The organism is Streptomyces sp. HmicA12 (assembly GCF_000373565.1).
Lineage (GTDB): Bacteria > Actinomycetota > Actinomycetes > Streptomycetales > Streptomycetaceae > Streptomyces.
Window position 1 is genome coordinate 354,398 of sequence record NZ_KB891842.1, and the last position, 23,304, is coordinate 377,701.

General features: G+C 70.5%; 20 protein-coding genes and 2 pseudogenes. 15 read left to right on the forward strand and 7 right to left on the reverse strand.

Going from position 1 to position 23,304, the window contains the following annotated elements; translation table 11 throughout:
- The first annotated feature begins 156 nt into the window (after positions 1-156).
- From B072_RS0134485 to B072_RS0134495, 3 genes are all read left to right on the forward strand, one after another.
- Entirely contained in the window at positions 157-1,692 is a 1,536-nt protein-coding gene (locus B072_RS0134485) for a flavin-containing monooxygenase (protein WP_018534541.1), read from the forward strand.
- Positions 1,693-1,782: 90 nt separating this feature from the next.
- Positions 1,783-2,751, forward strand: coding sequence for an AurF N-oxygenase family protein (locus tag B072_RS0134490; RefSeq protein ID WP_018534542.1), 969 nt, complete (start codon positions 1,783-1,785; stop codon positions 2,749-2,751).
- A 57-nt stretch (positions 2,752-2,808) separates the two neighbouring features.
- Positions 2,809-4,419 (forward strand): FAD-dependent oxidoreductase, encoded by a 1,611-nt coding sequence (locus tag B072_RS0134495; protein WP_018534543.1) that lies wholly within the window; start codon positions 2,809-2,811, stop codon positions 4,417-4,419.
- Positions 4,420-4,462: 43 nt separating this feature from the next.
- Here the strand turns inward: B072_RS0134495 and B072_RS0134500 are convergent, their stop codons facing one another.
- A complete protein-coding gene (locus B072_RS0134500; protein ID WP_018534544.1) occupies positions 4,463-5,152 on the reverse strand; it encodes a TetR/AcrR family transcriptional regulator in 690 nt (229 codons plus the stop codon).
- Between the two features lie 82 nt (positions 5,153-5,234).
- Between B072_RS0134500 and B072_RS0134505 the strand changes: the two genes are divergently transcribed.
- Positions 5,235-5,846 carry a class I SAM-dependent methyltransferase gene (locus B072_RS0134505; RefSeq protein ID WP_026246598.1) on the forward strand — a complete coding sequence of 204 codons (612 nt, stop codon included), beginning with the start codon at positions 5,235-5,237 and terminating at the stop codon, positions 5,844-5,846.
- A 61-nt stretch (positions 5,847-5,907) separates the two neighbouring features.
- Here the strand turns inward: B072_RS0134505 and B072_RS0134510 are convergent, their stop codons facing one another.
- A complete protein-coding gene (locus B072_RS0134510; RefSeq protein WP_018534546.1) occupies positions 5,908-8,613 on the reverse strand; it encodes a beta-N-acetylglucosaminidase domain-containing protein in 2,706 nt (901 codons plus the stop codon).
- A gap of 128 nt (positions 8,614-8,741) precedes the next feature.
- Here B072_RS0134510 and B072_RS0134515 point away from each other — a divergent pair, with 128 nt between their 5' ends.
- Entirely contained in the window at positions 8,742-10,007 is a 1,266-nt protein-coding gene (locus B072_RS0134515) for an MFS transporter (protein ID WP_018534547.1), read from the forward strand.
- On the opposite strand, the gene B072_RS0134520 is transcribed toward B072_RS0134515, so the two are convergent.
- A complete protein-coding gene (locus B072_RS0134520; protein WP_018534548.1) occupies positions 9,993-10,478 on the reverse strand; it encodes a nucleoside deaminase in 486 nt (161 codons plus the stop codon). The two genes, B072_RS0134515 and B072_RS0134520, sit on opposite strands and share 15 nt — an antisense overlap.
- Positions 10,478-11,014 (reverse strand): carboxymuconolactone decarboxylase family protein, encoded by a 537-nt coding sequence (locus B072_RS0134525; RefSeq protein ID WP_018534549.1) that lies wholly within the window; start codon positions 11,012-11,014, stop codon positions 10,478-10,480. Before B072_RS0134525 ends, B072_RS0134520 begins: the two co-directional genes overlap by 1 nt.
- Positions 11,015-11,122: 108 nt before the next feature.
- Here B072_RS0134525 and B072_RS0134530 point away from each other — a divergent pair, with 108 nt between their 5' ends.
- Positions 11,123-12,034 carry a pirin family protein gene (locus B072_RS0134530; RefSeq protein WP_018534550.1) on the forward strand — a complete coding sequence of 304 codons (912 nt, stop codon included), beginning with the start codon at positions 11,123-11,125 and terminating at the stop codon, positions 12,032-12,034.
- A 689-nt stretch (positions 12,035-12,723) separates the two neighbouring features.
- Here B072_RS0134530 and B072_RS0134540 read toward each other — a convergent pair.
- Together B072_RS0134540 and B072_RS49495 are read right to left on the reverse strand one after the other, a co-directional pair.
- The gene (locus tag B072_RS0134540; RefSeq protein WP_026246600.1) at positions 12,724-14,448 is read right to left on the reverse strand and encodes a RecQ family ATP-dependent DNA helicase; all 1,725 of its coding nucleotides are present in this window, start codon (positions 14,446-14,448) and stop codon (positions 12,724-12,726) included.
- A gap of 424 nt (positions 14,449-14,872) precedes the next feature.
- Positions 14,873-15,332, reverse strand: a pseudogene (locus B072_RS49495) (IS1380 family transposase); the annotation flags it as partial.
- Between the two features lie 527 nt (positions 15,333-15,859).
- Between B072_RS49495 and B072_RS49715 the strand changes: the two are divergent.
- Positions 15,860-15,988 carry an LPFR motif small protein gene (locus B072_RS49715; protein ID WP_267880643.1) on the forward strand — a complete coding sequence of 43 codons (129 nt, stop codon included), beginning with the start codon at positions 15,860-15,862 and terminating at the stop codon, positions 15,986-15,988.
- Between the two features lie 288 nt (positions 15,989-16,276).
- Here the strand turns inward: B072_RS49715 and B072_RS49500 are convergent.
- A pseudogene (locus tag B072_RS49500) lies at positions 16,277-16,471 on the reverse strand (RHS repeat-associated core domain-containing protein); the annotation flags it as partial.
- A gap of 295 nt (positions 16,472-16,766) precedes the next feature.
- Here B072_RS49500 and B072_RS0134550 point away from each other — a divergent pair.
- The 8 genes from B072_RS0134550 (at position 16,767) to B072_RS50045 (ending at position 23,160) form a co-directional block, all read left to right on the forward strand.
- A complete protein-coding gene (locus tag B072_RS0134550; protein ID WP_026246601.1) occupies positions 16,767-17,117 on the forward strand; it encodes a GNAT family N-acetyltransferase in 351 nt (116 codons plus the stop codon).
- 107 nt (positions 17,118-17,224) lie between these two features.
- A complete protein-coding gene (locus B072_RS0134555) occupies positions 17,225-17,776 on the forward strand; it encodes a winged helix-turn-helix domain-containing protein (protein ID WP_018534555.1) in 552 nt (183 codons plus the stop codon).
- Between the two features lie 221 nt (positions 17,777-17,997).
- Complete coding sequence (locus B072_RS0134560; RefSeq protein ID WP_018534556.1) at positions 17,998-18,237, forward strand: hypothetical protein; 240 nt, start codon at positions 17,998-18,000, stop codon at positions 18,235-18,237.
- A gap of 220 nt (positions 18,238-18,457) precedes the next feature.
- Positions 18,458-19,399, forward strand: coding sequence for a carbohydrate ABC transporter permease (locus B072_RS0134565; RefSeq protein ID WP_018534557.1), 942 nt, complete (start codon positions 18,458-18,460; stop codon positions 19,397-19,399).
- Positions 19,400-19,415: 16 nt separating this feature from the next.
- Positions 19,416-20,339, forward strand: coding sequence for a carbohydrate ABC transporter permease (locus B072_RS0134570; protein ID WP_018534558.1), 924 nt, complete (start codon positions 19,416-19,418; stop codon positions 20,337-20,339).
- Between the two features lie 10 nt (positions 20,340-20,349).
- Positions 20,350-21,687 carry an ABC transporter substrate-binding protein gene (locus tag B072_RS0134575; protein ID WP_018534559.1) on the forward strand — a complete coding sequence of 446 codons (1,338 nt, stop codon included), beginning with the start codon at positions 20,350-20,352 and terminating at the stop codon, positions 21,685-21,687.
- A gap of 47 nt (positions 21,688-21,734) precedes the next feature.
- On the forward strand, positions 21,735-22,937 hold the full coding sequence (locus tag B072_RS0134580; protein ID WP_018534560.1) for a Gfo/Idh/MocA family protein: 1,203 nt from the start codon (positions 21,735-21,737) through the stop codon (positions 22,935-22,937).
- Positions 22,938-23,061: 124 nt separating this feature from the next.
- Positions 23,062-23,160, forward strand: coding sequence for a putative leader peptide (locus tag B072_RS50045; RefSeq protein ID WP_420707604.1), 99 nt, complete (start codon positions 23,062-23,064; stop codon positions 23,158-23,160).
- Positions 23,161-23,304 lie beyond the last annotated feature (144 nt).

Here is a 23,304-nt window from a genome sequence, read left to right on the forward strand (position 1 = left end):
TTACCGACGGTATCTGAAACGCTGTGTCGCAGGTAAATTGCGGGAACGCGCACGGGTGTCACCACGAGTCTGAGCAAGCGTCAGCGCCCCGAGCGGCAGAGGCCTTCCGTCCCTGTCCCTCTCAGGTGCCCACGAGCGAGAGTGAGGGTCTCCGCGATGGAGCAGCAGCACGTCGACGTCCTGGTCATAGGCGCCGGGATATCCGGAATCAGCGCCGCGCGCCATGTCCTGCGGGACAACCCCGGCGCCTCGGTCGTCGTGCTGGAGCGGCGGACCCGGGTCGGCGGCACCTGGGACCTGTTCCGGTACCCCGGCATCCGCTCCGACTCCGACATGTCCACCTTCGGGTTCGGCTTCCGCCCCTGGCGCGACGCGCGCATTCTCGCCGGCGGCGCGGAGATCCGGCAGTACGTCGAGGACGCCGCGGCCGACGGCGGGGTGCTGGAGCGCACACGCTTCGGCCGCCGCGCGATCAGCGCCGACTTCTCGCACACCGACGGCCGTTGGACGATCGAGGTCGAGGACGAGACCACCGGCGAGCGCGAGTCGTACAGCGCGGGCTACCTCGTCGGCGCGACCGGCTACTACGACTACGACCAGCCCTACCGCCCCGAGTTCCCCGGCGAGGCCGACTACCAGGGCACGCTCGTCCACCCCCAGCAGTGGCCCGAGGACCTCGACCACACGGGCAAGCGCGTCGTCGTCATCGGCTCCGGTGCCACCGCCATCACCCTGCTCCCCGCCATGGCCGACGACGCCGCGAGCGTCACCATGCTGCAGCGCTCGCCCACGTACATCCTCGCCCTGCCCGAGGTCGACCCCGTCACCTCCGTCCTGCAGAAGCTGCGGGCACCGGCCCGGCTGATCCACAAGATCGCCCGCACCCGCAACATCGCGCTGCAGCGCGGGAGTTACGCCTTCTGCCGCAAGTACCCCCGCCTCGCCCGCAGGGTCCTCCTCGGCCTGGTGCGCGCCCGGGCCGGCAAGAGCGTCGACATGCGCCACTTCAGCCCGCGCTACAAGCCGTGGGACCAGCGACTGTGCGTCGTCCCCGGCGGCGACCTGTTCAAGGTGCTCAGGAGCGGCAAGGCGGCCATCGCCACCGATCACATCGACACGTTCACCGCCGACGGCATCCGGCTGAGGTCCGGCAAGGAGCTGAAGGCCGACATCGTCGTCACCGCCACCGGCCTGAACGTCCGCCTCATGGGCGGCATGGCGCTCACCGTCGACGGCACCCCGGTGGACGTCACCAACCGCGTCCTCTACAAGGCCGTCCTGCTGGAGGGCGTGCCCAACATGTCCCTCGTCATCGGGTACACCAACGCCTCCTGGACCCTGAAGGCCGACCTGGCGGCCGACTACACCGCCCGCCTGCTCGCGCACATGCGGCGCCACGGCCACGACATCGCCACCCCGGTGGCCTCCGACGACGACCGCTCGGAGTTCTCCGTCATGGGCGAGGCCCTGACCTCCGGCTACATCGCGCGCGCCGACAAGGCCATGCCGCGCCAGGGCACCCGCGACCCGTGGCGCCTGTGGAACAACTACTACCGCGACCGCGCCGTGCTGCGGAGCGCCCCCATCGAGGACGCCCCGCTGCGCTTCGAGAAGGCGGGCCCGTCCGGCGCGGAAACCGCCGAGACCGCGCAGACCACGGCCGACGCCCAGGAAGCGACCCGCGCCGCCTGACCGCCGGGCCGGCGCACCCCCTCGCGCCGGCCCCCGCACCGTCCACCCGCCTCCGCATCGGGGCGGCCCACCAGACAAGCGAGGACGAAGATGACCGCGCACCTGACGAGGAAGGCCTACGACGAGCGCCTGCGGACCCTGTCCGAGGGCTCCGTCAACGTCAACTTCAACGCCTTCATCGACATCAAGTGGGACGATCCCGAGTTCGCCGTGGACACGAGCGACACCCGCTGGGTCCTCACCTCGGCCGACGCGCTGGGCGCGCACCCCTGGTACCAGGAGCAGCCGCTCGAGACGCAGATCCGGATCGGGATCTGGCGCTGGGCGGTGATCGCCAAGGTGGGCATGCAGTTCGAGAACCTGCTGATGCGCGGAGCGCTGGACTACGTCTACCAACTGGGCAACCAGGACCAGGAGTTCCGGTATCTCACCCACGAGATCACCGAAGAGACCCACCACACCCAGATGTTCCAGGAACTGGTCAACCGCACCGGCGTGGACACCGCCGGCGGAAAGCGCTGGTTCCGCCAACTCAGCCGTGTCCTGCCGCTGTTCGGCTCCCTCTACCCCGAGGCGTTCTTCACCGGCATCCTGGCCGGCGAGGAGCCCATCGACCACCTGCAGAAGGGCGCCCTGCGCAGCGGGGAGCCGGTGCACCCCCTGCCGCAGCGGATCATGCAGATCCACATCGCGGAGGAAGCCAGGCACATCTCCTTCGCCCATGAGTTCCTGCGCCTGCGCGTCCCGCGCTTCGGCAAGGCCCGCCGAGGTGCCCTGTCCCTCCTCTTCCCGCTGATCATGCGCAGCCTGTGCGACGTCATCATGATCCCGGACCGGAAGTCCGCCGCGCAGGTCGGCATCCCCGCCTGGGTGATCAAGGACGTCTTCTGGAAGTCCGAGGCGGGCCGGAGGATGCTCCACGAGCTCTTCTCCGACGTGCGGATGCTCGCCGAGGACATCGGCCTGATGAACAAGGCGTCCCGCCCGCTGTGGAGGGCCCTGCGCATCGACGGCCGCCCCGCCCGCTTCCGCGGCGAGCCCGCCCCGCTCACCGACTGAAGCCCCGCAGGCCCCGCACCGCCTTTCCCTGAACGCCCGAACGGAGACCAGCCCGCCGTGCCGTACGTCGTCACCCGATCCTGCTGCGCCGACGCCTCCTGCGTGCTGGCCTGTCCGGTCAACTGCATCCATCCCGCGCCCGGCGAACCCGGCTTCGGGACCACGGAGATGCTGTACGTCGATCCGCGTACCTGCGTCGACTGCGGCGCCTGCACGACGGCCTGCCCCGTGGACGCGCTCAAGCCCCACACGGCCCTCGGCGAGGCGGAGTTGCCGTTCCTGGAGCTCAACGCCTCGTACTACAAGGAGAACGCGCACGCCGACCGCGCCCCCATGTACGTGGTGCCGAAGCAACGCCGCCTCCCGGAGGGCGAGTTGTCCGTCGCGGTCGTCGGCGCCGGACCGGCCGGACTGTTCGCCGCCGACGAGCTGCTGCGGCACCCGGGCGTCCGCGTCACCGTCCACGACCGGCTCCCGACGCCGTACGGTCTCGCGCGGGCCGGTGTCGCGCCGGACCACCAGGACACCAAGCAGGTCACGGAGTTGTTCCGGGCCATCGAGTCACAGGCCGCCTTCAGCTACCGCCTCGGGGTCGAGATCGGCACCGACGTCACCCACGCCGACCTGCTGCGCGAGCACCACGCGGTGATCTACGCGGTCGGCGCCGCCACCGACAAACGCCTCGGCATCGAGGGCGAGGACCTGCGCGGCAGCGTGTCCGCCACGGACTTCGTCGCCTGGTACAACGGCCACCCCGACCGCGCGCTCGACGACCACGACCTCGGCTCCGAACGCGCCGTCGTCATCGGCAACGGCAACGTCGCCCTCGACGTCGCCCGCATCCTCACCGCCGACCCCGACGCCCTGGCCCGCACCGACATCTCCGACCGCGCGCTCGCCGCGCTGCGCGCCAGCAGGGTCCGTGAGGTCGTGCTCCTCGGCCGGCGCGGACCCGCGCAGGCCGCGTTCACCGTGCCCGAACTCCTCGCGCTCAGCGCCCTCGACGACGTGGACGTAAGCGTCGAGGGCTGGCCCGACGACCTGGCCTCCGACGCCACCGAGAAGACGAAGCTGTTGTCGGAGCTGGCCGCCCGCACCCCCGTCGAGGGGCGCCGCCGGATCGTCCTGCGCTTCCTCACCGGCCCGGTCCGGATCACCGGCGACGGCTCCGTACAGGCGCTGGAGGTCACCACCACCACGCTGCGCACCGACGACGACGGCACCGTCCGCGCCGTGCCCACCGGCGACACCCAGGTCCTGCAGACCGGCCTCGTCCTGCGCTCCGTCGGCTACCGGGCCCGGCCCGTCCCCGGCCTGCCCTTCGACGAGGACACCGCGACGGTCCCGCACGAGTCCGGCCGGGTCGAGCCCGGCGTCTATGTCGCGGGCTGGATCAAGCGCGGGCCGACCGGTTTCATCGGGACGAACAAGACCTGCGCCCACGAGACGGTCGAGTCCCTCCTGGACGACTTCGCCGCCGGCCGCCTGACGCGGCCGGTGTCCACCGTGAGCGTGGCGGCGAACGCCCTGGGCCTGGACGCCTGGCGGGCGATCGACCGGGCGGAGCGGGCGGCGGGCGAGGCCCAGGGCCGTCCCCGCGTGAAGCTCACGGACACCGAGTCCCTGCACCGCGCGGCGGCCCGGGCCGTTCCGGCGGTACGCGGCTGACGGACCCGGCGATCAGCCCCCCACCGACGGCGGGGGAGGACGGTCAGTGCTGTTCCAGATCCGACACGCGCTGCTGCGGCGACAGTTCCACACCCAGGCCCCGCAGCGTCGTGTCGAGGACCGCCCAGACCGAGCGGCACAGCATCTCGCGCAGCTCGTCCTCGGACAGCTCACGCCGGTCGTCGTGCACCCACTGGTTGACCGCGGTGTCGACGAACCCCACGATGCCTACCGCGACCGAACGGATCGGCGCCTGCGGCACCCCGAGCGCCTTGAGCACGTCCCCGAACCGCTCGCTCAGCATCAGGGCGATGGCCGTCTTGGTGTCCGCCACCAGCGAGCCGTCACCCATCGCGTGCTCCGCGACCCCCATGTAGGCGTACAGGCGGGGGTGTTCGATGACCCAGTCCAGGTGCGCGCCCACCACACGGTGCACCGCGTCCTCGACGGTCCCCTCGAAGGTGAGGGTGGGCTCCATGCGGCGCAGGAACGAGTCCACCACCCGGCGGCGGATCAACTCGTCGAGCGTGGCGCGGTCCTTGAAATGCCGGTAGAGGACCGACCGCGGCAGGCTCAGACGCTCGGCCAGCCGCTGCACCCGGAAACGCGTGCCCTCTTCCTCGATGAGGGCGACCGCCGCGTCCACCAACTCGACCTGACGCTGTGCCTTGTGCTCGTCCCAGCGGGTGGAGCGTCCGTCGATCTGCGGCTCTCCGCCGGTTCTGTCCGCCACCTCGTCAGGATATCCGACCGTACGAGCGCACCCGCGGGTCCGGGCGGGGGCCGGACCACCGCGACGATCTAGAGTCCCTCTCATGAGTCGTTGGCAGGAATTGACCGGTGGGACGTCCGGAGGCGAGTACGCCGCGCGCTTCGAGGCGCTGGCGCGGGGCGGGAAGGACGTGCACGGCGAGGCGGCGTTCTGCTCCGCGCTGGTGCCCGCCGGAGCCCGCGTGCTGGACGCCGGGTGCGGTACCGGGCGGGTCATGATCCGGCTGGCGGAGCTCGGGTACGACTGCGTGGGGATCGACCTCGACGCCTCGATGCTGGACGTGGCGCGGGCGCAGGCGCCTCAGCTGCCCTGGTTCGAGACGGACCTCGCCGACTTCGATCCGGCCCGGCTCGGTGTCGCCGCGGGCTTCGACCTCGTCGTCGCCGCGGGCAACGTCCTGCCGCTGCTCACCCCCGGGACGGAGGCCACGGTGGTCGCACGCCTGGCCGCGGTGCTGGTCCCGGGTGGCCTGTTGGTCGCGGGCTTCGGCCTCGACGCCGCCCACCTGCCCGTGCCGCCCACCATCACGCTGCCGGAGTACGACGCCCACTGCGCCGCGGCCGGACTCACCCTCGTCGACCGCTTCGCCACCTGGGACGCGGTCCCCTACGACGGCGGCGGCTACGCCGTCAGCGTTCACCGGGCCGCTCCCTGAACCAGGCGGGTGCCGGAAACCGAGACCGGCTTCCGGCACCCACCTGTCCTCGAACGACCGGCTACTTCACGATCACCTCGCTCACCACGGGCGGGGCCGCGCCGTCGTCCCACACGAGCCGCACCGCGTCCGTGCTCGTCCCCGCGGGCGCGCGCCGTGTCGTGACGGTGCCGTCGAGGGAGCCGAGCGAACGCCACGAGCCGTCGACGCGTACCTGCACCTGGGCCTTCGAGGCGGTCGCCTCGTCCGGACGCAGCACGGTCACCGAGGCCACGGCGCGCGGCACCGGATACGTCACCGTGAGGGCGTCGCCCGGGGCCGGTGCGGAAGCCGCGCGGTACGAGGTCTCGGGTGCGCCGTCGGCGGCCGCGGACAGGCTGCTGCCGTCCGCCGCGGCCGGGCCGCCGCCCACCGTCGGGCGGTCGGGGCGGGCCACGGTGAACTCCCGGACGACCAGCCAGCTCGTCTGGTCGGCCGTCGCGCGGGCGCGCACGTACCGGGCGGTCGTTCCGCTCGGCACGTCAGCCGTCCACGTCGCCTTCCCGTCGAACTCGGCTCCCAGCGTGTGCCATTCCTTGCCGTCCGACGAGTACTCGAGCACGCCTCGGTGCAGGTAGTCGTCGGTGCTGCCCGGCTTGCCCATGGCCACCGTCACCGAGCCGAGCGGCTGCCGGCTCCCCAGGTCGAGGCCGACGCTCTCGCCCGCCTTCGGCGACCGGCTGCTCCAGAAGTACGTGGAGTCGTCGCCGTCCGTCATCCGGTCGGCGGTGTTGCCGTTGTACACCGGCAGCTCCGTGCCGGCGGTGGGCTGGGGCGGCAGGCCGAGCAGGGCGTCGGACGTGTTCCGCACCGTCGAGAAGAACGGTTCGAGCACGCCCTCGCCCACGACCACCGGGATCTTGCCGCCGTTGAGGTCGGTGTACCGGTGCGCCTTCGCCTCGGCGATCAGGCCCGGCAGTTGCTGGCGGAGTGTCCAGGCCGCGGCCGTGTGACCGGCACGCTGCTCCTCCAGCAGGCGGACCGCCGCGATCCCGGCGACGCCCCAGTCCCGCGCCGCGTCGAGCCAGGGGCCGGCATCCTCGACGAAGCCCTTCTCGGCGCCGTCGCGGATCGTCGCCGGCGCGTCCCACAGCGCCACGAACGCCGCCTTGAGCCGGGAGGCGGGGACCGACCCCGCCCAGTAGCCCTTCATCAGCGCCGAAAGGTCCGGCGCTTCGACCGAGTTGATCGGCGAGCTGTGGTTGACGTCCGTGAACGCCCGCATTGCCCGCTCGACCCCGGCGTCGCCGCCCGCGGCCTCCCGGACAGCGTTGTCGTAGGACGCGTCGGCGTCGTACGCGGAGTCGTTCCACGTGTAGTCGGCGACGGTGTGCAGGGCGAGCTTCGACGCGTACGGCTGGATCATCGGGTTGGCGGTGATCCCGGCGAGCTGTTCGGCGAGCCCCTTCTCCCGGCCGGTGAACGGGCCGAGGAACAGCCGCCCGGTCGCGTAGTCGTTGACCGGGTAGTTGTCCCAGGTCAGGATCGGGTGCCCGAAGACCTCCTTGGCCCGCTTCGCCTGATCCACGGTCATCGTCGGCGCCACCACGCCCTCGCCCGTCCACTCGACGAGCACGTCCTTGTCGAGCTGCCCGGCGAGAGCCGTCTTGTAGGGGCTGGAGGTGGTGTTGTAGTACTCCGTCGGCACCATCTGCAGCGGCAGCGCGCCGTCGTGCGTCTTGATGAACTGCTGGTTGACGCGGTTGAGCAGATACGCCTGCGCCTGCCCGGCCGCGCCGCCGCCGGTGCCCCACTTCGCCTTGTCCGCGTCGCAGTTCCAGTCGGTGTAGCTGATGTCGTCCAACGGCACCGCGAACTGCCGCACCCCGATGTCCCAGAGCGTCTGGAACTTGTCCGTCAGGGCCTTGAGGTCGTCGTCGGAGCTGTAGCAGACGCTGAGTCCGGGGGAGAGCGCGTAGGTGAACTCGACGTGGTTCGCCCGCGCCCGATCCACCAGCTCCTCGATCTGCGCGAGTTGGTCGGCCGGGTAGGGGTCGCGCCACTTGGCGCGCAGATAGGAGTCGTCCTTCGGCGAGTACACGTAGATGTTCATCTTGTGCTTGCCGTAGTAGTCGAGCTGGTCCAGGCGGGCCTGGTGCGACCACGGCGTGCCGTAGAAGCCCTCGATGACCCCACGGACCGGTGTCGACGGCTGATCGCGGACCGTCAGGCCGCGCACGGTGGCTCCCGGACTCTTCCGGTGCGGCAGGACCTGGCGCAGCGACTGGGCCGCGTAGTACGTGCCGGTCGGATCGACGCCGGACAGGACGATGCGGCCGGCGCCCTTTCCGCCCAGGGCGAGGACATAGCCCTCCGCGCCGAGTCCGGACGGGCCGTCGGTGTGCAGCGCGTCGAGCGCCGAAGCCGATGCCGGGTTCTCGGCCGGCCCGCCGACGTAGACCGTCAGCGAGCCGGAGCCGGCCGGGGCGTGCCGGGTGGTGGTGACGTCCCGGGCGCCGGCCGCCTTCAGTACGGCGGTGGTCAGTTCCACGGCGGCAGGGTCGGAGTCGGCGCCGGTGACCAGCGTGACGTCAGGGGTGACGGTGACGCGGTCGGCGCGTTGCCGCTCGGTGTGCGGGGTCGGGCTGATGACGGGCGGGCTCTCACCGGGCCGGGGCGCCGCCGCGGCCGGTCCGGAGCCGAACGTGAGGGGAGCGGCGGCCAGGGCGGCCACGGCGAGGACGGCTATGAGCGGGGTGCTGGTGGTTCTGTGCTTCGTGCGGAACATAGGTGAGCCTCCACGGTTGGCACATGCTCTAGCGGACTAGACCACCTTGGTGATGCACTGTCAATGTTGCGTGATTGAAGGGTTCTTCGAGCAACTTCGAGCAATGTGAGCCAGCGGAAGGGCATGACATGAACCAGGCCGTGCGCCGCCACCGGCAGGCGCTGTTCCTGCTGTTCCTGCTCGCCGGGATCGGCACGGCCTCCTGGGTGACGCGCACTCCCGCGCTCCGCGACCGGCTGGACGTGTCCACGGCCCAGATGGGTCTGGTGCTGTTCGGCCTGTCCCTCGGAGCGATGGCGGGCATCTCCTCGTCGGGCCGACTGGTCGCCCGGTACGGCACTCGGGCCGTCATGCGTGTAGGGACGGTCGTGCTCGTCGTGGGCCTCGCCGCGATCTGCGCGGGCGCGGCCGCCGCCTCGACGGCTCTGGTGACCCTGGGCCTGTGCGCGTTCGGGCTCGGCGTGGGCTCCGGTGACGTCGCGGTGAACGTCGACGCGACGCTCGTCGAGCGGGACACCGGCGTGACGACCATGCCCGCCCTGCACGGCAGTTACAGCCTGGGCACGGTCATCGGCGGCGGCGCGGGCATGGCGGCCGTCGCCGCCGACGTGCCCGTGAGTCTGCACCTCGCCGCCGTCACCCTGATCGCCACCGCGCTGTTCCTGTACGCGATGCGCTCCGTCCCCGCGGACGCCGACCGTGGCAGGGCCGCCGCGCCGGACATGGCCGAAGAGTCCTCGGGGCAACGGCGTCCGGCGCTCTGGAGGGAGCGGAAGCTGCTCCTCATCGGCGCGATCGTGCTCGCCATGGCCCTGGCCGAGGGATCCGCCAACGACTGGCTGCCGCTCCTGATGGTCGACGGGCACGGCATGAGCGCCATGGCGGGCTCTCTCGTCTACGTCGGATTCGCCGCGGCCATGACGCTCGGCCGGTTCGGCGGAACGTACGTCCTGGAGCGGTTCGGCCCCACCGCGGTCGTGCGCGCCAGCGCCGTGTCCGGTGCGCTCGGCCTGCTGATCGTCATCGTCTCCGACAGCGCCGTCCTGGCCGGTGCCGCGGTGCTGTTCTGGGGCCTCGGCGCCGCGCTGGGCTTCCCGCTCGCGCTGTCCGCCGCCGGTGAGTCGGGGCCCGACTCGGCGGCCCGGGTCGGCCTGGTCGCCACGATCGGCTACGTCGCGTTCCTCGTCGGACCGCCCGGGCTCGGCTTCCTCGGCGAGCATGTCGGCCTGCGCGGGGCCATGCTGGTCGTTCTCGGCGGTGTGGCCTGCGCGGCGTTCCTCGCGCCGGCGGTCGAACCGTCGCGGCGCGGCCGGACGGCGTCGGGCGCCTTTCCCGCGACCGCCGACGAGGCACCGCGGCCCAGCGGCGACCCGGCCAGGTCAGAGGGCGCCTGACCGCCGGGCGAGCCGGTGATGCAGATCCTTGATGGCGGGCACGAGCGCGTCGACGGGCCCCTCCACCTTCACGGACGGGGCGACCTCCTGGACGGGCAGGGCGCGTACGGGGGCCTGGGGGCGGCCCCACTCGGTCAGCCACTGCGTCAACTGGGCGGACGACGCCACGTACACGATCCGGCCGAGACCGACCCAGGCGTGCGCGGCGGAACACATGGGGCAGTGCTCACCGGAGGTGTACACGGTGGCCGACTCCCGCTCCTGGGGCGTCAGGTGCTCGGCGGCCCACCGGGCCAGTTCGAACTCGGGGTGGCGAGTGGAGTCCCCGTCGGCGATCCGGTTGCGGTCCTCGGCGCGCACCGCGCCGGTGCCGTCCACCAGGACCGATCCGAAGGGTTCGTCGCCCGCGTCCAAGGCCTCGGCGGCCAGCTCCACGCAGCGGCGCAGATGGTTCAGTTCGCGCTCGTCCATCACAGTCCCTCTCTCTGCTTCCCGAGTTCCCGGCTTCCCGACGGCAGCGGTCCGCCGCTCCGGTCGGCCCGTACCGGATGCTTGCTCAGTATCGAGACCCGGTTGAACGCGTTGATGGTGATCGCCACCCAGATGACCGCCGAGATCTCGGCGTCGGTGAAGTGCGCGCGGGCGTCGTCGTACGCATCGGACTGGAGCGCGGCGTCCGCCGGGGCGGTCGTCGCCTCGGCGAGGGCCAGCGCTGCGCGCTCGCGCTCGGTGAAGACCGCGGTGTCGCGCCACGCCGCGAGCACGCCGAGCCGCTGCGTCGTCTCGCCCGCGCGGAGTGCGGCACGGGTGTGCACGTTCAGGCAGTAGGCACAGCCGTTGAGCTGGGAGACCCGCAGGTTGACGAGCTCCACGAGCCTGCGGTCGAGCCCCGCGTCGGCGGCGGTGGCGCGGACCGCCTCCGCGGTCTCGACGAGGGCGTGGTACGCCTCGGGGCTCTGCTTGTCGACGAAGACACGCCGGTCCCGGGCGGCTGCGCTGGCGCTCAACTCTGACTCCTTGGCGGGCTGTTGCGGGCTGTGGTCGTCGCTTCGCGGGCGAGGACGTATGATCGACTCAAAGATAGTTGAACTTTAACCTATATGGGTGGGTGGGGCATGAGCAGCACTGTCGAGGTCCTGACCGCACGGGACGTACCGCTCGGCGGGCCGCGTTCCATGACCGTGCGCCGGACGCTGCCGCAGCGGGCGAGGACCCTGATCGGCGCCTGGTGCTTCGTCGACCACTACGGCCCCGACGACGTGAGCGTCACCGGTGGCATGGATGTCGCGCCCCACCCGCACACCGGTCTGCAGACGGTGAGTTGGCTGTTCAGCGGCGAGATCGAGCACCGCGACAGCCTCGGCAGCCACGCCCTGGTCAGGCCGGGCGAGCTGAACCTGATGACCGGCGGCCACGGGATCAGCCACACGGAGGTCTCCACCCCCGCGACCACCGTGCTGCACGGCGTCCAGCTGTGGGTCGCGCTGCCCGACGCGGACCGGCACGCCGACCGGGACTTCCAGCACTACGCGCCCTCCCCGGTCACGGTGGACGGGGCGGAGATCGGCGTGTTCCTGGGCGAGCTGGCCGGCTCCGTCTCGCCGGTGCGCACCTTCACTCCTCTGCTCGGCGCCGAGATCGTCCTCGCACCCCGCGCGCGGGTCACCCTCACCGTCGACCCCGCCTTCGAGCACGGCCTCCTCGTCGACCGCGGCACGGTCCGCCTGAACGAAACCCCGCTCGCCCAGGCCGAGTTGGGGTACGCGGCTCCGGGGAGCGCCACCCTCGCCCTCGGCAACGAGACGGACGCGGCCGCCCGTGTGGTCCTGCTCGGCGGCCCGCCCTTCGGCGAGGAGATCGTCATGTGGTGGAACTTCATCGGGCGGTCGCACGAGGACATCGCTCAGGCGCGTTCGGACTGGATGGCCGGGACCCGGTTCGGCGAGGTGCTGGGGTACGACGGGGATCCGCTTCCGGCCCCGGAGTTGCCGTCTGTGCCCCTGAAACCTCGGGGTCGGGTGCGCTGAGCTGCAGGCATGTCCAACCGCCCTGGGGTGCGATCCATATGGTTCCCTGCTCGATAGGCGGCTGATCAAGGCTGTGCCGAGATCCTCTGCGCCGGTACTGAGGGGGAGCGCTGGACTGCAGGATGCGATCTTGTGCAGGCAGGTTCAGCAAACCGAATGCTGACCCGATGCTGATCTTTCTGATGGTGTGTCAGTTCGACCCGTGTGTCGGCGATCCGCCGGCCCTGTCTGCCACTGCTCTGTGGGAGCCGATCACTCCAGTGCTCGCTCCTGACTTGGCGGAGCGCGACGGGGCGCACATGCTCCTCGGTTCGCGGCCGGCCTTTTGATGAAGAGCGGGCTGGTTGGAGACATTCGACAACTTGGGGCTCTTGCCCGCTGGCGGTCGCGCAGGCATGGACAGGTCTCATGGGTGCTTCGTGCCCAGAGGGTCGCATCAGCCGTGCGCTCAGCGTTCCAACAGGTTCTTCGGCTGCTGGTGGTACACGAGCCGGCCCCGCCCTGAACTGCAGCGATGGCGTGTTGCCGGCGGGCGAGTGGCGGCATGGTCCGGGAATGGTCCGGATCTCGGTCCTGGCCACGCGACCCGGACCGCCACATGGTCACGGGGCCGGCCGTCGTCGCTGACGCCGAGCGGGAGTCGACAGGTCGCTGTCGCCGGATCGGATCCCGATCGGGACGGACCTGGCTCACGCTGACGTCTTCTGCCCGATCGCAGCCATGGGCGTCAGCAGACCGTGGTCACTGACAGCCGAGAGTGACAGGGTGCGGTACCCGGCACTGGCGAAGAGAGCCGTGACGCGGTCCCCCTCCTGGCTCATGATCTCGCCCTCGCCCCAGGACTTGTGCCGCACCCGCGTGCCCGGAAGGAACACGTCGTCGCACGGTTCACCGCGGTGCGCTGTTCCGCCCGTGCCGGCGAGTACACCCTGGTGCTGCTCGCGGGACAAAGACTCGGGTGACACGGGGGCGCATACGTCACAGCTCGCGCAGTTGCTGGCGCCGAGGAGCTCGCCGAAGTAGCCCAGCAGATGACGTCGGCGGCAGCTGGCGGTCTCGGCGTATGCCCGCATCATCTCCAGGCGGGAGCGCTCGAGTCGCACCCGGGCGGCGGCGATGCGCAGCGCCTCCTTGGCGCAGGTGTCGCGTCGGGCGCCGGGGACCGCGTGAATGAGTCCCTCGGCCTCGCACCGTACGCCGCCCGCCTCCTCCAAGAGGTGCACCAGCGAGGTCAGCGCCGTCTGCGACATCTCCAGCTCGTCACGCAGGGCGGTGCCGGTGACGCCGTCCGCATGGGCACGTACGGCGTCCATCAGCCGCAGGAGGACGTCTGCGTTGGGTTCGCCGCCCGCGCGATAGCGCTGGGACGACAGGTCTTCGGGCCGGTAGGCGAGGATGGCCACAGCCGGTTCTCCGTCGCGTCCGGCGCGCCCTATCTCCTGGTAGTAGGCATCCAGGGAGCCGGGGACCGTGGCGTGCAGCACGAAACGAATGTCCGCCTTGTCTATGCCCATCCCGAAAGCGGAGGTGGCCACGACGACGTCCAGCGCGCCGTCGCGGAAACGCTCATGGGTCCGGGTGCGTTCGGCGGCCTGGAGCCCGGCGTGGTACGCGGCGCTGTCGAAACCGAGACCGGACAGTTCCTCGGCGTACTGCTCCGCCTCGCGCCGCGTTCCGACGTAGACGATTCCGGGCTTCGCCTCGGCTGCCGCGCGTTCCACGACCCAGCGACGCTTCGCCGCGCCCTCCTGGTGACGGACGACCTCCAACTGGATGTTGGGGCGGTCGAAGCCCGCGATCACCTGATGGGGTTCCCGCATGCCGAGCCGCTCGATGATGTCGGCGCGGACCGGCGCCGCGGCGCTCGCCGTCAGGGCCAGCAGGGGTGGCCGGCCGATCCGTTCGCGTACTTGCCCCAGGGAGAGGTAGTCCGGTCGAAAGTCGTAGCCCCAGGTCGAGACGCACTGGGCTTCGTCGACGACAATCAACGCGGGGCGTGCCGCGGCGATCTCGGCGACGACGTCGTTCTTGGCCAGTTGTTCCGGGGAGACGAACAGGAAGTCCAGAGCCCCTTCGCGTACCCGCTCCCAAGCCGCCGCATTGGCCCGCTTGCCCTGCGCGGAATTGATGGCCTTCGCGTCCGGCCGGCCCCGGGCTCCGGTCAGCGAGGCCACTTGGTCGCGCTGTAGGGCGATGAGGGGGGAGACGACCACGGTGGGGCCGTCGAGGAGAACCCCTGGCACTTGGTAAACGGCCGATTTCCCGGCGCCGGTGGGCATCACGACGATGGTGTCCTGCCCCTTCATCACGGCGGTCATCGCATCGACCTGAGCGGGCCTCAACTGCTTCCAGCCGAATACGTCCCGGGCGCTGCGACGAAGGCGCCGCCGGAGAGGAAGGGTTTTGAGTGACATGGATCTCCAGAAGCAGAAGGATTTCCCGGGGTGCTGTCGCCGCGTACCCCAAAAGCCGCGGAACACGGCAGGAATATGTCATCGTCGCGTTGCCGGGCCGTACCCGGACCACGCGGCCTCGGCGTCCGCGCGAAGCAGCGCCTCGACGTCGTCCGTCGGAGTCGGGCGTCGCGACCGCCTCCTCGGAGACAGGGGCAGGGGCGGCCCACAGCAGCGGCGCCCGCTGAGGGGACGGCAGAATGCGGGCCGTCCCCTCGGCGCCCCGCACTTCTCGCGTCGACGCGGGTCGGACGGACTGCTTCGCGTCCGGCTTCGGCTCGCCCGGATTGGCCCCGGCCATGCCCCCGCCCTCCGGTTTCAGCTGCACCGCTTCGCCGGAGCCACCCTTGAGCACGGAGCCGACGCCTGGGAACGGTGGAACGACGTCGGTGCAGCGCAACTGCGCGCCCGGGTGCGGGCATTCCTCGCGCACTATCAGTCGTTTGCCCTTCGGCCGGCCGATGAGGACATCCCCGGCGAGGTCGGCGACCCGTGCGCCGCCGCGGACCTTGCCGCCGGGCTCGATGGCCGGGCTCCAGACCGAGGCCGGAACCAGGAGTACGGCGTGGTGGATCTCGTGGGCGTCGCCGGTACCGGCGCGGATCAGTGTCCGCCGCCCGCGCCGGTACCTGGTCGGGAGCTGGGCCAGCGCGATCAGGGCTGTGGTGATGTGGTCGGCGGCGGTGTTACTGCCCGCGTTCCCCGGTCGCAGCAGGCCCGCCACGGGCTCCCCGGATCCGCTCCTTCCCGGAGTGGGCCAGGACCAGGATGCCGTCGATGTCCACGGTCACCTCACCACCCGCGTGTGGGACCTGGTGCCCGGCAAGCTTCCCGGCCTCCTCGCGGCCCTGGAGCGCGCGGTGTTCCAGTCGGCTTCCTTGACCCGGAGTCCGGGCCGTCGGCGGGACAGCGAGAACGCCTGCACCACGGTCCCGCGCCGGCCGCCTACGCCGACTGAGCGGAATGCCTGCGCGACATCGCGCACGTCGTCGCCGAACTCGACATCGAGGCGCCCCCGCCTCATGGAGGAATTCCAGCACACCTGCGACGCCTTGAAGGGCACAGGCTTCAGCTGAGCCACGGAGACGGCGCCGTTGCGTAGCCGGCCTTCACGCCTACGGAGGTAGCGTCCCAGTCCGCGCAGGCCGGTAACGCCCGTTGATGCCCTGCGACGGTCCGAGACGAGGGACGCGGGAACGGTATAGGCGACGGACGGGTGGTGGCGCCTGCCATCGCTGTTCCAGCGCACCATCGGACCCTCGACGCTCTTGGTTTTCACCGTGGGGCACCGGGCAGCCGGGAGGGAGCAGCTTGTGCAGGAGTTCGTAGCTCGTGGTGCAAGAGATCAAGTTCCGTTCTTGGAGGTCCCGACATGCTGAAGGCGATTGCAGACGTGCTGCGAGCCATCGGTGGAGCCATCGCCACGGTCGTCACGCTTCCGTTCCGCGCGGTCGCGCGGCTCTTCGGTGGTGCTTCTGCCAGCGCTCATGGAAACCACTGACGCTCACGCGACCGTCATGCCGAGGGCGGGGCCGGCCACTGGACGGCCCCGCCCTCGGCATGACGGTCCAGGTTTGCCGTCTGGTCCGGTAGTCGTACATGGGCTCGGGGGTCTGTCGGCGCAGACCGGGATCGGCTTTGCCGCCAAAACTTTCCATCCGGCAACTATGTTGGGTGCGCCGTCCGCCGTGCCCCCGCGGGCGGAAGGCCGCTCGCGATCCCAACCACCCGACCGCGAGCGGCCGCCTCAAGGCCGTTGAGCATGCGCTTCGTACATGAGGCGAAGACAGCCGAGGGCGTCGGTGAGGTAGTAGTAGCTCTTCCCGCTACGGGGCATGGAATTCAATGAGCCCTGCGGGCTGCGGATGAATCCCGTGTCCACACCGGCAGTTGTGGTCGCCGATAGGCCAACGGGTCCGTTGTGGAAGAGTGTCTCGCCGAGCTTCACACACTCACTGGCGTCGGTGGAGGCGTACTGGCTGGCGTCCCAGGGTCTTGTTCGCCATCGGTCGCCGACTCCTGAAGCCCAATGCTGACGGTTTGCTGACCGCCCGAGGACTGGGGTGCTTCTGACCTGCGCAAAGCAGCGAAGTACTCTCTATGCGGTGGAACTTGATCGGCCGCGACCACCAGGACATCGTCGAGGCGCGGAGTGGAAGGCCTCCTCCGACCGCTTCGGCGAGGTGGTGGGCTACCCCGGCGACCGCCTGCCCGCCCCCGCCCTGCCGCACGCCACCCTCACGCCCCGTAAGAACCCGCCCGTGACCGAAGGATCCGCCATGACCGCCGAGCCCCAGCCCGCCGCCGCCCCGGTCGTCCGCCGCGTCGACGAGCGCCACCGCTACGTGATCGACGTCGACGGCGCCACCGCCGGATTCACCGCCTACCGCGACCGCGACGACCGGCGCGTCTTCTTCCACACCGAGATCGACGACGCCTACGCGGGGCAGGGCCTGGCCTCGACGCTCGTACGGGAGGCCCTGGACGACGTCCGCCGCGCGGGGAAGCGGATCGTGCCCGTCTGCCCGTACGTGGCCAAGTTCCTGAAGAAGCACGAGGAGTACGCCGACATCACCGACCCGGTCACGCCCGAGGTCCTGGAATGGCTCGACGGCGTGCTCAAGCGCTGACGGACATTCAGCCCTTTGCTCGCAACCGAGTTCGAGTAAGGCGCGTCCTCGGGGCCCTTCCGTCGTTGAACACGTGACCATGATCAACGCGTTCGAGGAGGCGACGGATGAGTAACAGCACCAAGAAGAAGGGCCGCAAGCATCGCACGGTCAACCGCACGCCGCGGCCCGTGGGCAAAGCCACGGTGCCCGGCGCCCGGACGGCGGCCGCAATGCCGGTGCCGGAGCAGAAGGGCGAACCCGACCTGGACAGGGTGCTGCGGGGGCTCGGCTACGGGCGGCTGCGCGTCCCGGCACCGACCGTACCGGCCGCACGGGTGACGCCCGCCGAGACCACCGCGCAGGCCGCGCCCGCCGCACAGGCCGCGCCCCCCGAGACCACCGCGCAGGCGGCGCCCGCCGCGCCCGCCGCACAGGTGAAGCCCGCCGAGTCGGCCCCGCGCCGCCCCGCTCCCGAGGGGGCGGCGCCGCTGAACAAGAACACCCGGCTCACGCTGGACTCCCTGGAGCAGGCGCCCGAAGGCCTCACGCTTGAGCAGGTGTGCGAGGTGGTGGGCTGGACGCCGCGCACGGTGACCCGCCATCTGAAGACCCTGGCCGACGGCGGCCTGGCCGCACAGGCCGAGGACGGGCGCTGGTCGGTGGCCGGGGTGAGCTGATCCCCGTACACACCCCACCGTGGGCCGGGTGGACACCCGGCCCACGGCCTGTTCCGGAGGGTCGCGTCGTGCATCGGGCGAGCCGAGCGCCGCCCGCTGATTTTCGTTCGCACTGTTGACGAAAATAAAGCGCCTGGGCAGCGCGTGCCCCATGGCCGTGGACAAGAACCCCACCGTGCTGCGACAGCTGCGCTACGGGAACGTGGAACGGGTGGCTCGCGGTGCTGCGCCGGCAAGGGCCCAGTACGCGGGCCGAGGTGGCCGAGGTCACCGGGCTCTCCCGCACCACGCTGTCCGGCATCATCGGCCAACTCCTCTCCGACGCGGTCCTCCTGGAAGAGGCCGCCCCGGCACCCGGCGCTCCGGCCGGTCGCGGCCGCCCGGTGCACCGGCTCGTCCTCAACCCGAACTCGGCCCAGGCCTACGAGGGCGACCTCTACGCGAAGACGTACGGCAAGTAGCGCGCGACGGGGCCGCCACGCCGGCGGCCCCGGCCCGCCCGAGCCTCGGCGTACACCGCCAACTCGACCTCTCCTACCTTCTGTTGCGAAAGGGACGACGTCACCCTGGGGCGCAGATCCTTGTTCCAGGAGTCTCCTGCACGCGTCTTGACGGCGCGAGAGTTCTGTCGCGAAAGTATCGAGCCGAGATGAGGCCGAACCGCGGACGAGGGAGTCTCCGATGACCGTCGCCTCCAGCAGCCCACCGAGACACCTGCCGCGGGCCGGCGGCGCCGTGCGGGTCAGGCGCCGACGCCCTCTCGGGGACGGGGCGATCGCCGCGCTCTTCGTCGCCCCGGCCATGCTCGGTTTCGTCGTCTTCCTCCTGTGGCCGACCCTGCGCGGCATCTGGCTGAGCTTCACCCGCTTCAACCTCCTGACACCGCCGAAGTGGGTGGGCCTCGCCAACTACGAACGGATGATCAACGACCCCATCTTCTGGGACTCGTTGAAGGTCACCGTCGAGTACGTCGTCATCAACATCGGGGTGCAGACGGTGGCCGCGCTCGCCATCGCCGTCCTGCTCCACCGGCTCACCCAGTCCTCGCTGCTGCGCGGCATCGTGCTCACGCCGTACCTGATGTCCAACGTCGTCGCGGGCATCGTCTGGCTCTGGATGCTCGACACCCAGCTGGGCATCGGCAACGAGATCATCGCGGCCGTCGGCCTCGACCGGATCCCGTTCCTCGCCGACGAGACCTGGGCGATCCCGACGATCGCCCTGATCAACGTATGGCGGCACGTCGGCTACACCGCCCTTCTCCTGTTCGCCGGACTCCAGGCGATACCCCACGAGATGTACGAGGCGGCGCGGGTCGACGGCGCGAGCGAGTGGCGGATGTTCACCCGCATCACGATGCCGCTGCTGCGGCCGGTCCTCGCCGTCGTCTTGATCATGACGGTGATCGGCTCGTTCCAGGTCTTCGACACCGTGGCCGTGACCACGGCGGGCGGCCCGGCGAACGCCACCAACGTGCTGCAGTACTACATCTACGGCTCGGCGTTCGGCCGCTTCCAGTTCGGCTACGCCTCCGCGATGTCCGTGGCCCTCCTCGTGGTGCTCAGCGCCATCACCGTCGTCCAGTACCGCATCACCCGCGCCGGACAGACCGACCTCGGCTGAGGAGAGGAGAACCGACATGGCCACCACCGCACTCGCACGCCCGCCCGCCGCACGGCCGAAGCGGCGCCGCCTCTCCCTCGGACGGGCCGCCGCCTGGACCGTGATGGGTGTCATCGTGCTCATCACCCTGCTCCCGTTCTACTGGGTGCTGCGCACCGCGCTGTCCTCCAACCCCGGCATCGCCGCCGACCCGACCTCACCCCTCCCCGTCGACCTCACCAGCGGCGGCTTCGAACGGGCCCTCGGGCTGCAGTCGACCAAGGAGGCCGTCGCGCAGGGCGGCGCGGGCGGCGGGCTCGACTTCTGGCGCTACCTGCTCAACTCGATCGTCGTCTCGACCCTGATCACCGTCTGCCAGATCCTGTTCTCCGCCATGGCCGCCTACGCCTTCGCACGCCTCGACTGGCGCGGCAGGAACACCGTGTTCGCGCTCTTCCTCGGCGGACTGATGGTGCCGACGATCTTCACGCTGCTGCCGAACTTCGTGCTCGTGAAGGAGCTCGGCCTGATCGACTCCCTGTTGGGGATCGCCCTGCCCACGATGTTCATGACGCCCTTCGCGGTCTTCTTCCTCCGCCAGTTCTTCATGAACGTCCCGCGCGAGGTCGAGGAGGCGGCGCTGCTCGACGGAGCCGGCCGGATCCGGATCTTCTTCCGGGTGCTGCTGCCCATGGCGTCGACGCCCGTGATCACCCTCGCCGTCCTCACGTACATCACGTCCTGGAACGACTACTTCTGGCCGCTGATGGTGTCGTACAGCGACAGCTCCCGCGTGCTCACCGTCGCCCTCGCGATGTTCCGCGCGCAGACCCCGCAGTCCGGCTTCGACTGGTCCGGGCTCATGGCGGCGACGCTCATCGCGGCCCTCCCGATGCTGCTGCTCTTCGGGGTGTTCGCGCGCCGGATCGTCAGCTCCCTCAGCTTCACCGGCATCAAGTAGGAGGCACCGGATGCGATTCCGTACGCTCATCGCGCTGACCGGGGCAATGGCCCTGTCGCTGACCGGCTGCGCCGGAGGCGATACCGGCGCGTCGTCGAGGACCGTGACGTACTGGCTGTGGGACGCCAATCAGATGCCCGCCTACGAAGCCTGCGCGAAGGACTTCGAGAAGCGGAACCCGGGCCTGGACGTGCAGTTCACCCAGCTCGGCTGGGGCGACTACTGGACCAAGCTCACGGCGAGCTTCATCTCGGACACCCAGCCGGACGTGTTCACCAACCACGTCCAGAAGTTCGGCCAGTTCGCCGACCTGGAAGTGCTCGAACCTCTGGACGGCCTCGGTATCCAGGACTCCGACTACCAGCCGGGGCTGGCCGCCAACTGGGTCGCCCAGGACGGGCACCGCTACGGCGCCCCGAAGGACTGGGACACCGTCTCGCTCTTCTACAACAAGAAGATGGCCGCAGACGCGGGCGTGTCCGCCGACGACCTGAACGACCTGAACTGGAACCCCGAGGACGGCGGCTCCTTCGAGAAGACCATCGCCCACCTCACCGTCGACAGGAACGGCCGACGCGGCGACGAACCCGGCTTCGACAAGCACCACGTCAAGGTCTACGGCCTCGCGACGAACGGGGCGGGCGACGCCGACGGCCAGACCCAGTGGAGCCCGTTCACCGGCTCGGCAGGCTGGTCGTACACGGACAAGAAGCGGTGGGGCGACACGTACCGCTACGGCGACAAGAAGTTCCAGACCGTCATCGACTGGTACTTCGGGCTCGCGAAGAAGGGATACCTGGCCCCCTTCACCGACTGGAACTCCGGGCTGAACCAGCCCAACGCCCAGTTCGCCGCGGGCCGGGCCGCCACCGCCTTCGACGGCGCCTGGATGATCTCCACCTACTCGGGTTTCAAGGGCATCGACTTCGGCACCGCCCTCAACCCCGTCGGCCCCACCGGCAAGCGCGCGACCATGATGAACGGGCTCGCCGACTCCGTCACCAAGGGCGCCCACAACAAGGCGGGCGCCAAGAAATGGGTCGCCTACCTGGCCTCCGACGCCTGCCAGAAGACGGTCGGCAGGTACGGGATCGTCTTCCCCGCGACACCGTCGGGGACCGAAGCGGCCACCGCGGCGTACAAGAAGAAGGGCATCGACGTCTCGGCGTTCACCACCCCGGTGGACGACCGGAAGACGTACCGCACCTTCTCCTTCCCGATCACCAACTATGCCGCCGACGTCTACGCCCTCATGCACCCGGCCATGCAGGACGTCTACGGCAACGGGGCCCCCGCGAGCCGGCTCGACGAGACCAACGACCAGATCAACCTCCTGCTCGGCCAGTAGCCACGTCCCCGACCGGCAGACACCTCTCCAGCGAAAGGCACGCACCCATGACGTTCACCCTCGGCATCGTCGGCGCCGGGCAGTTCTCCGGCAGCTTCGCGAAGCTGTTCCTCGCGCACCCGGGCGTCGACGACGTATACGTCACCGACCTGCTGCCGGAGCGGGCGGAACAGATGGCCGCCAAAGAGCACCTCGCGGGCACCTTCCCCTCCTACGAGGCGATGCTCGAGTCCCCCGACATCGACGCGGTCGCCGTCTTCACACAGCGCTGGACGCACGGCCCGCTGGTCCTGCAAGGGCTGAACGCGGGCAAGCACGTGTACTCGGCGGTCCCGATGGCGATCACCCGGGAGGAGATCGCGGCCATCATCGAGGCGGTGCGCAGGACCGGCCTGACCTACATGATGGGGGAGACCAGCGAGTACAACCCGGCGACCGTGCACGCCCGCAACCAGATCGCCGACGGCGCCTTCGGGCGGCTCTTCTACGCCGAGGGCGACTACGTCCACGACATGGACCTCGGGTTCTACGAGGCGTACCAGTACAGCGGCGGCGAGCGCTGGAAGGAGACCGCCAGCTACCCGCCGCTGCTCTACCCGACGCACGCCGTGGGCGGGGTGCTCGGCGCCTGGCGCACGCACGCGGTCAGCGTGTCCGCGATCGGGGTGAAGGACGAGCGCGGCGACGGCGTCTTCGACACGGAGGTCAGCCAGTTCGGCAACGACATCTCCAACGCCACCGCGCTCTTCGAGGTCGCGGGCGGCGGGTCGTTCCGCACGAACGAGTTCCGGCGGGTCGGCTACCCCTCGCACATCCGCGAGTCACGGTTCCGGTTCTTCGGGACCGACGCCAGCATGGAGCAGCTCGCCACGGTGAGTTTCTGGCAGGACAAGAAGGGGGTGCAGGACATCACCGAACTGCTCGAACCGAAGCCGTCGTTGAGCCCGGACGACCCGTCGCTCGAGAAGATCGCGCCCTCCCTGCGCGCCGCGTTCACCTCGGGCTCGGCGCCCGTGCACGACCGGGCCCGGCTGCCCCGCGTCTTCGACCACATGCCCAACGGACACGAGGGCAGCCACCACTTCCTGGTGGACGACTTCGTCACCGCGGTCAACACGCGGACCCTGCCGTCGGTGAACGCGTGGGTGGCCGCCCGCTACACCCTGCCGGGCATCGTCGCCCACGACTCCGCGCGCCAGGGCGGCGCGCGCCTGGAGATCCCGGACTTCGGGGACGCGCCCGAGGCCTGAGGCTCGATGCGGAACGGGGATCCGGGCCGGAGGGCGGTGGCCCGGATCCCAGTATGGAAGACTACGGATTCCACATGATGGACGAGGCTTGTTGTGGACACGCGCTTCGGGTCATCATGCGGCCATGAATCCCGCCCTGGTCTCCCGCCGCCACGTGGATCTGCTGCGTGTCTCGGGGATGCTGTGTCAGGGCACCACGCGCTGTAGCGCGCTCTGTTGCTGACGGCCCCACCGCGCCGTAGCACCCCTTCTCGCCGCTGACCGCGTCATGCGCTGTCGGCCGGCGCAGCCTCCGCATCCTCTTCGCCGACACTCCCTCGGTCCCGAACTCCCGGGCCGAGCCTGTGTGGTGTGCGTCCTCGTGCGG

Bases quoted from the DNA above. Each gene is read 5' to 3' on its own strand.
- B072_RS50045 (WP_420707604.1), top strand. From the start codon at position 23,062: ATGAATCCCGCCCTGGTCTCCCGCCGCCACGTGGATCTGCTGCGTGTC.
- B072_RS0134505 (WP_026246598.1), top strand. From the start codon at position 5,235: ATGAGTCGTTGGCAGGAATTGACCGGTGGGACGTCCGGAGGCGAGTAC.
- B072_RS0134540 (WP_026246600.1), bottom strand. From the start codon at position 14,448: ATGTCACTCAAAACCCTTCCTCTCCGGCGGCGCCTTCGTCGCAGCGCC.
- B072_RS0134555 (WP_018534555.1), top strand. From the start codon at position 17,225: ATGAGTAACAGCACCAAGAAGAAGGGCCGCAAGCATCGCACGGTCAAC.
- B072_RS0134580 (WP_018534560.1), top strand. From the start codon at position 21,735: ATGACGTTCACCCTCGGCATCGTCGGCGCCGGGCAGTTCTCCGGCAGC.
- B072_RS0134510 (WP_018534546.1), bottom strand. From the start codon at position 8,613: ATGTTCCGCACGAAGCACAGAACCACCAGCACCCCGCTCATAGCCGTC.
- B072_RS0134515 (WP_018534547.1), top strand. From the start codon at position 8,742: ATGAACCAGGCCGTGCGCCGCCACCGGCAGGCGCTGTTCCTGCTGTTC.
- B072_RS0134575 (WP_018534559.1), top strand. From the start codon at position 20,350: ATGCGATTCCGTACGCTCATCGCGCTGACCGGGGCAATGGCCCTGTCG.
- B072_RS0134530 (WP_018534550.1), top strand. From the start codon at position 11,123: ATGAGCAGCACTGTCGAGGTCCTGACCGCACGGGACGTACCGCTCGGC.
- B072_RS0134485 (WP_018534541.1), top strand. From the start codon at position 157: ATGGAGCAGCAGCACGTCGACGTCCTGGTCATAGGCGCCGGGATATCC.
- B072_RS0134550 (WP_026246601.1), top strand. From the start codon at position 16,767: ATGACCGCCGAGCCCCAGCCCGCCGCCGCCCCGGTCGTCCGCCGCGTC.
- B072_RS0134520 (WP_018534548.1), bottom strand. From the start codon at position 10,478: ATGGACGAGCGCGAACTGAACCATCTGCGCCGCTGCGTGGAGCTGGCC.
- B072_RS0134570 (WP_018534558.1), top strand. From the start codon at position 19,416: ATGGCCACCACCGCACTCGCACGCCCGCCCGCCGCACGGCCGAAGCGG.
- B072_RS0134490 (WP_018534542.1), top strand. From the start codon at position 1,783: ATGACCGCGCACCTGACGAGGAAGGCCTACGACGAGCGCCTGCGGACC.
- B072_RS49715 (WP_267880643.1), top strand. From the start codon at position 15,860: ATGCTGAAGGCGATTGCAGACGTGCTGCGAGCCATCGGTGGAGCCATC.
- B072_RS0134565 (WP_018534557.1), top strand. From the start codon at position 18,458: ATGACCGTCGCCTCCAGCAGCCCACCGAGACACCTGCCGCGGGCCGGC.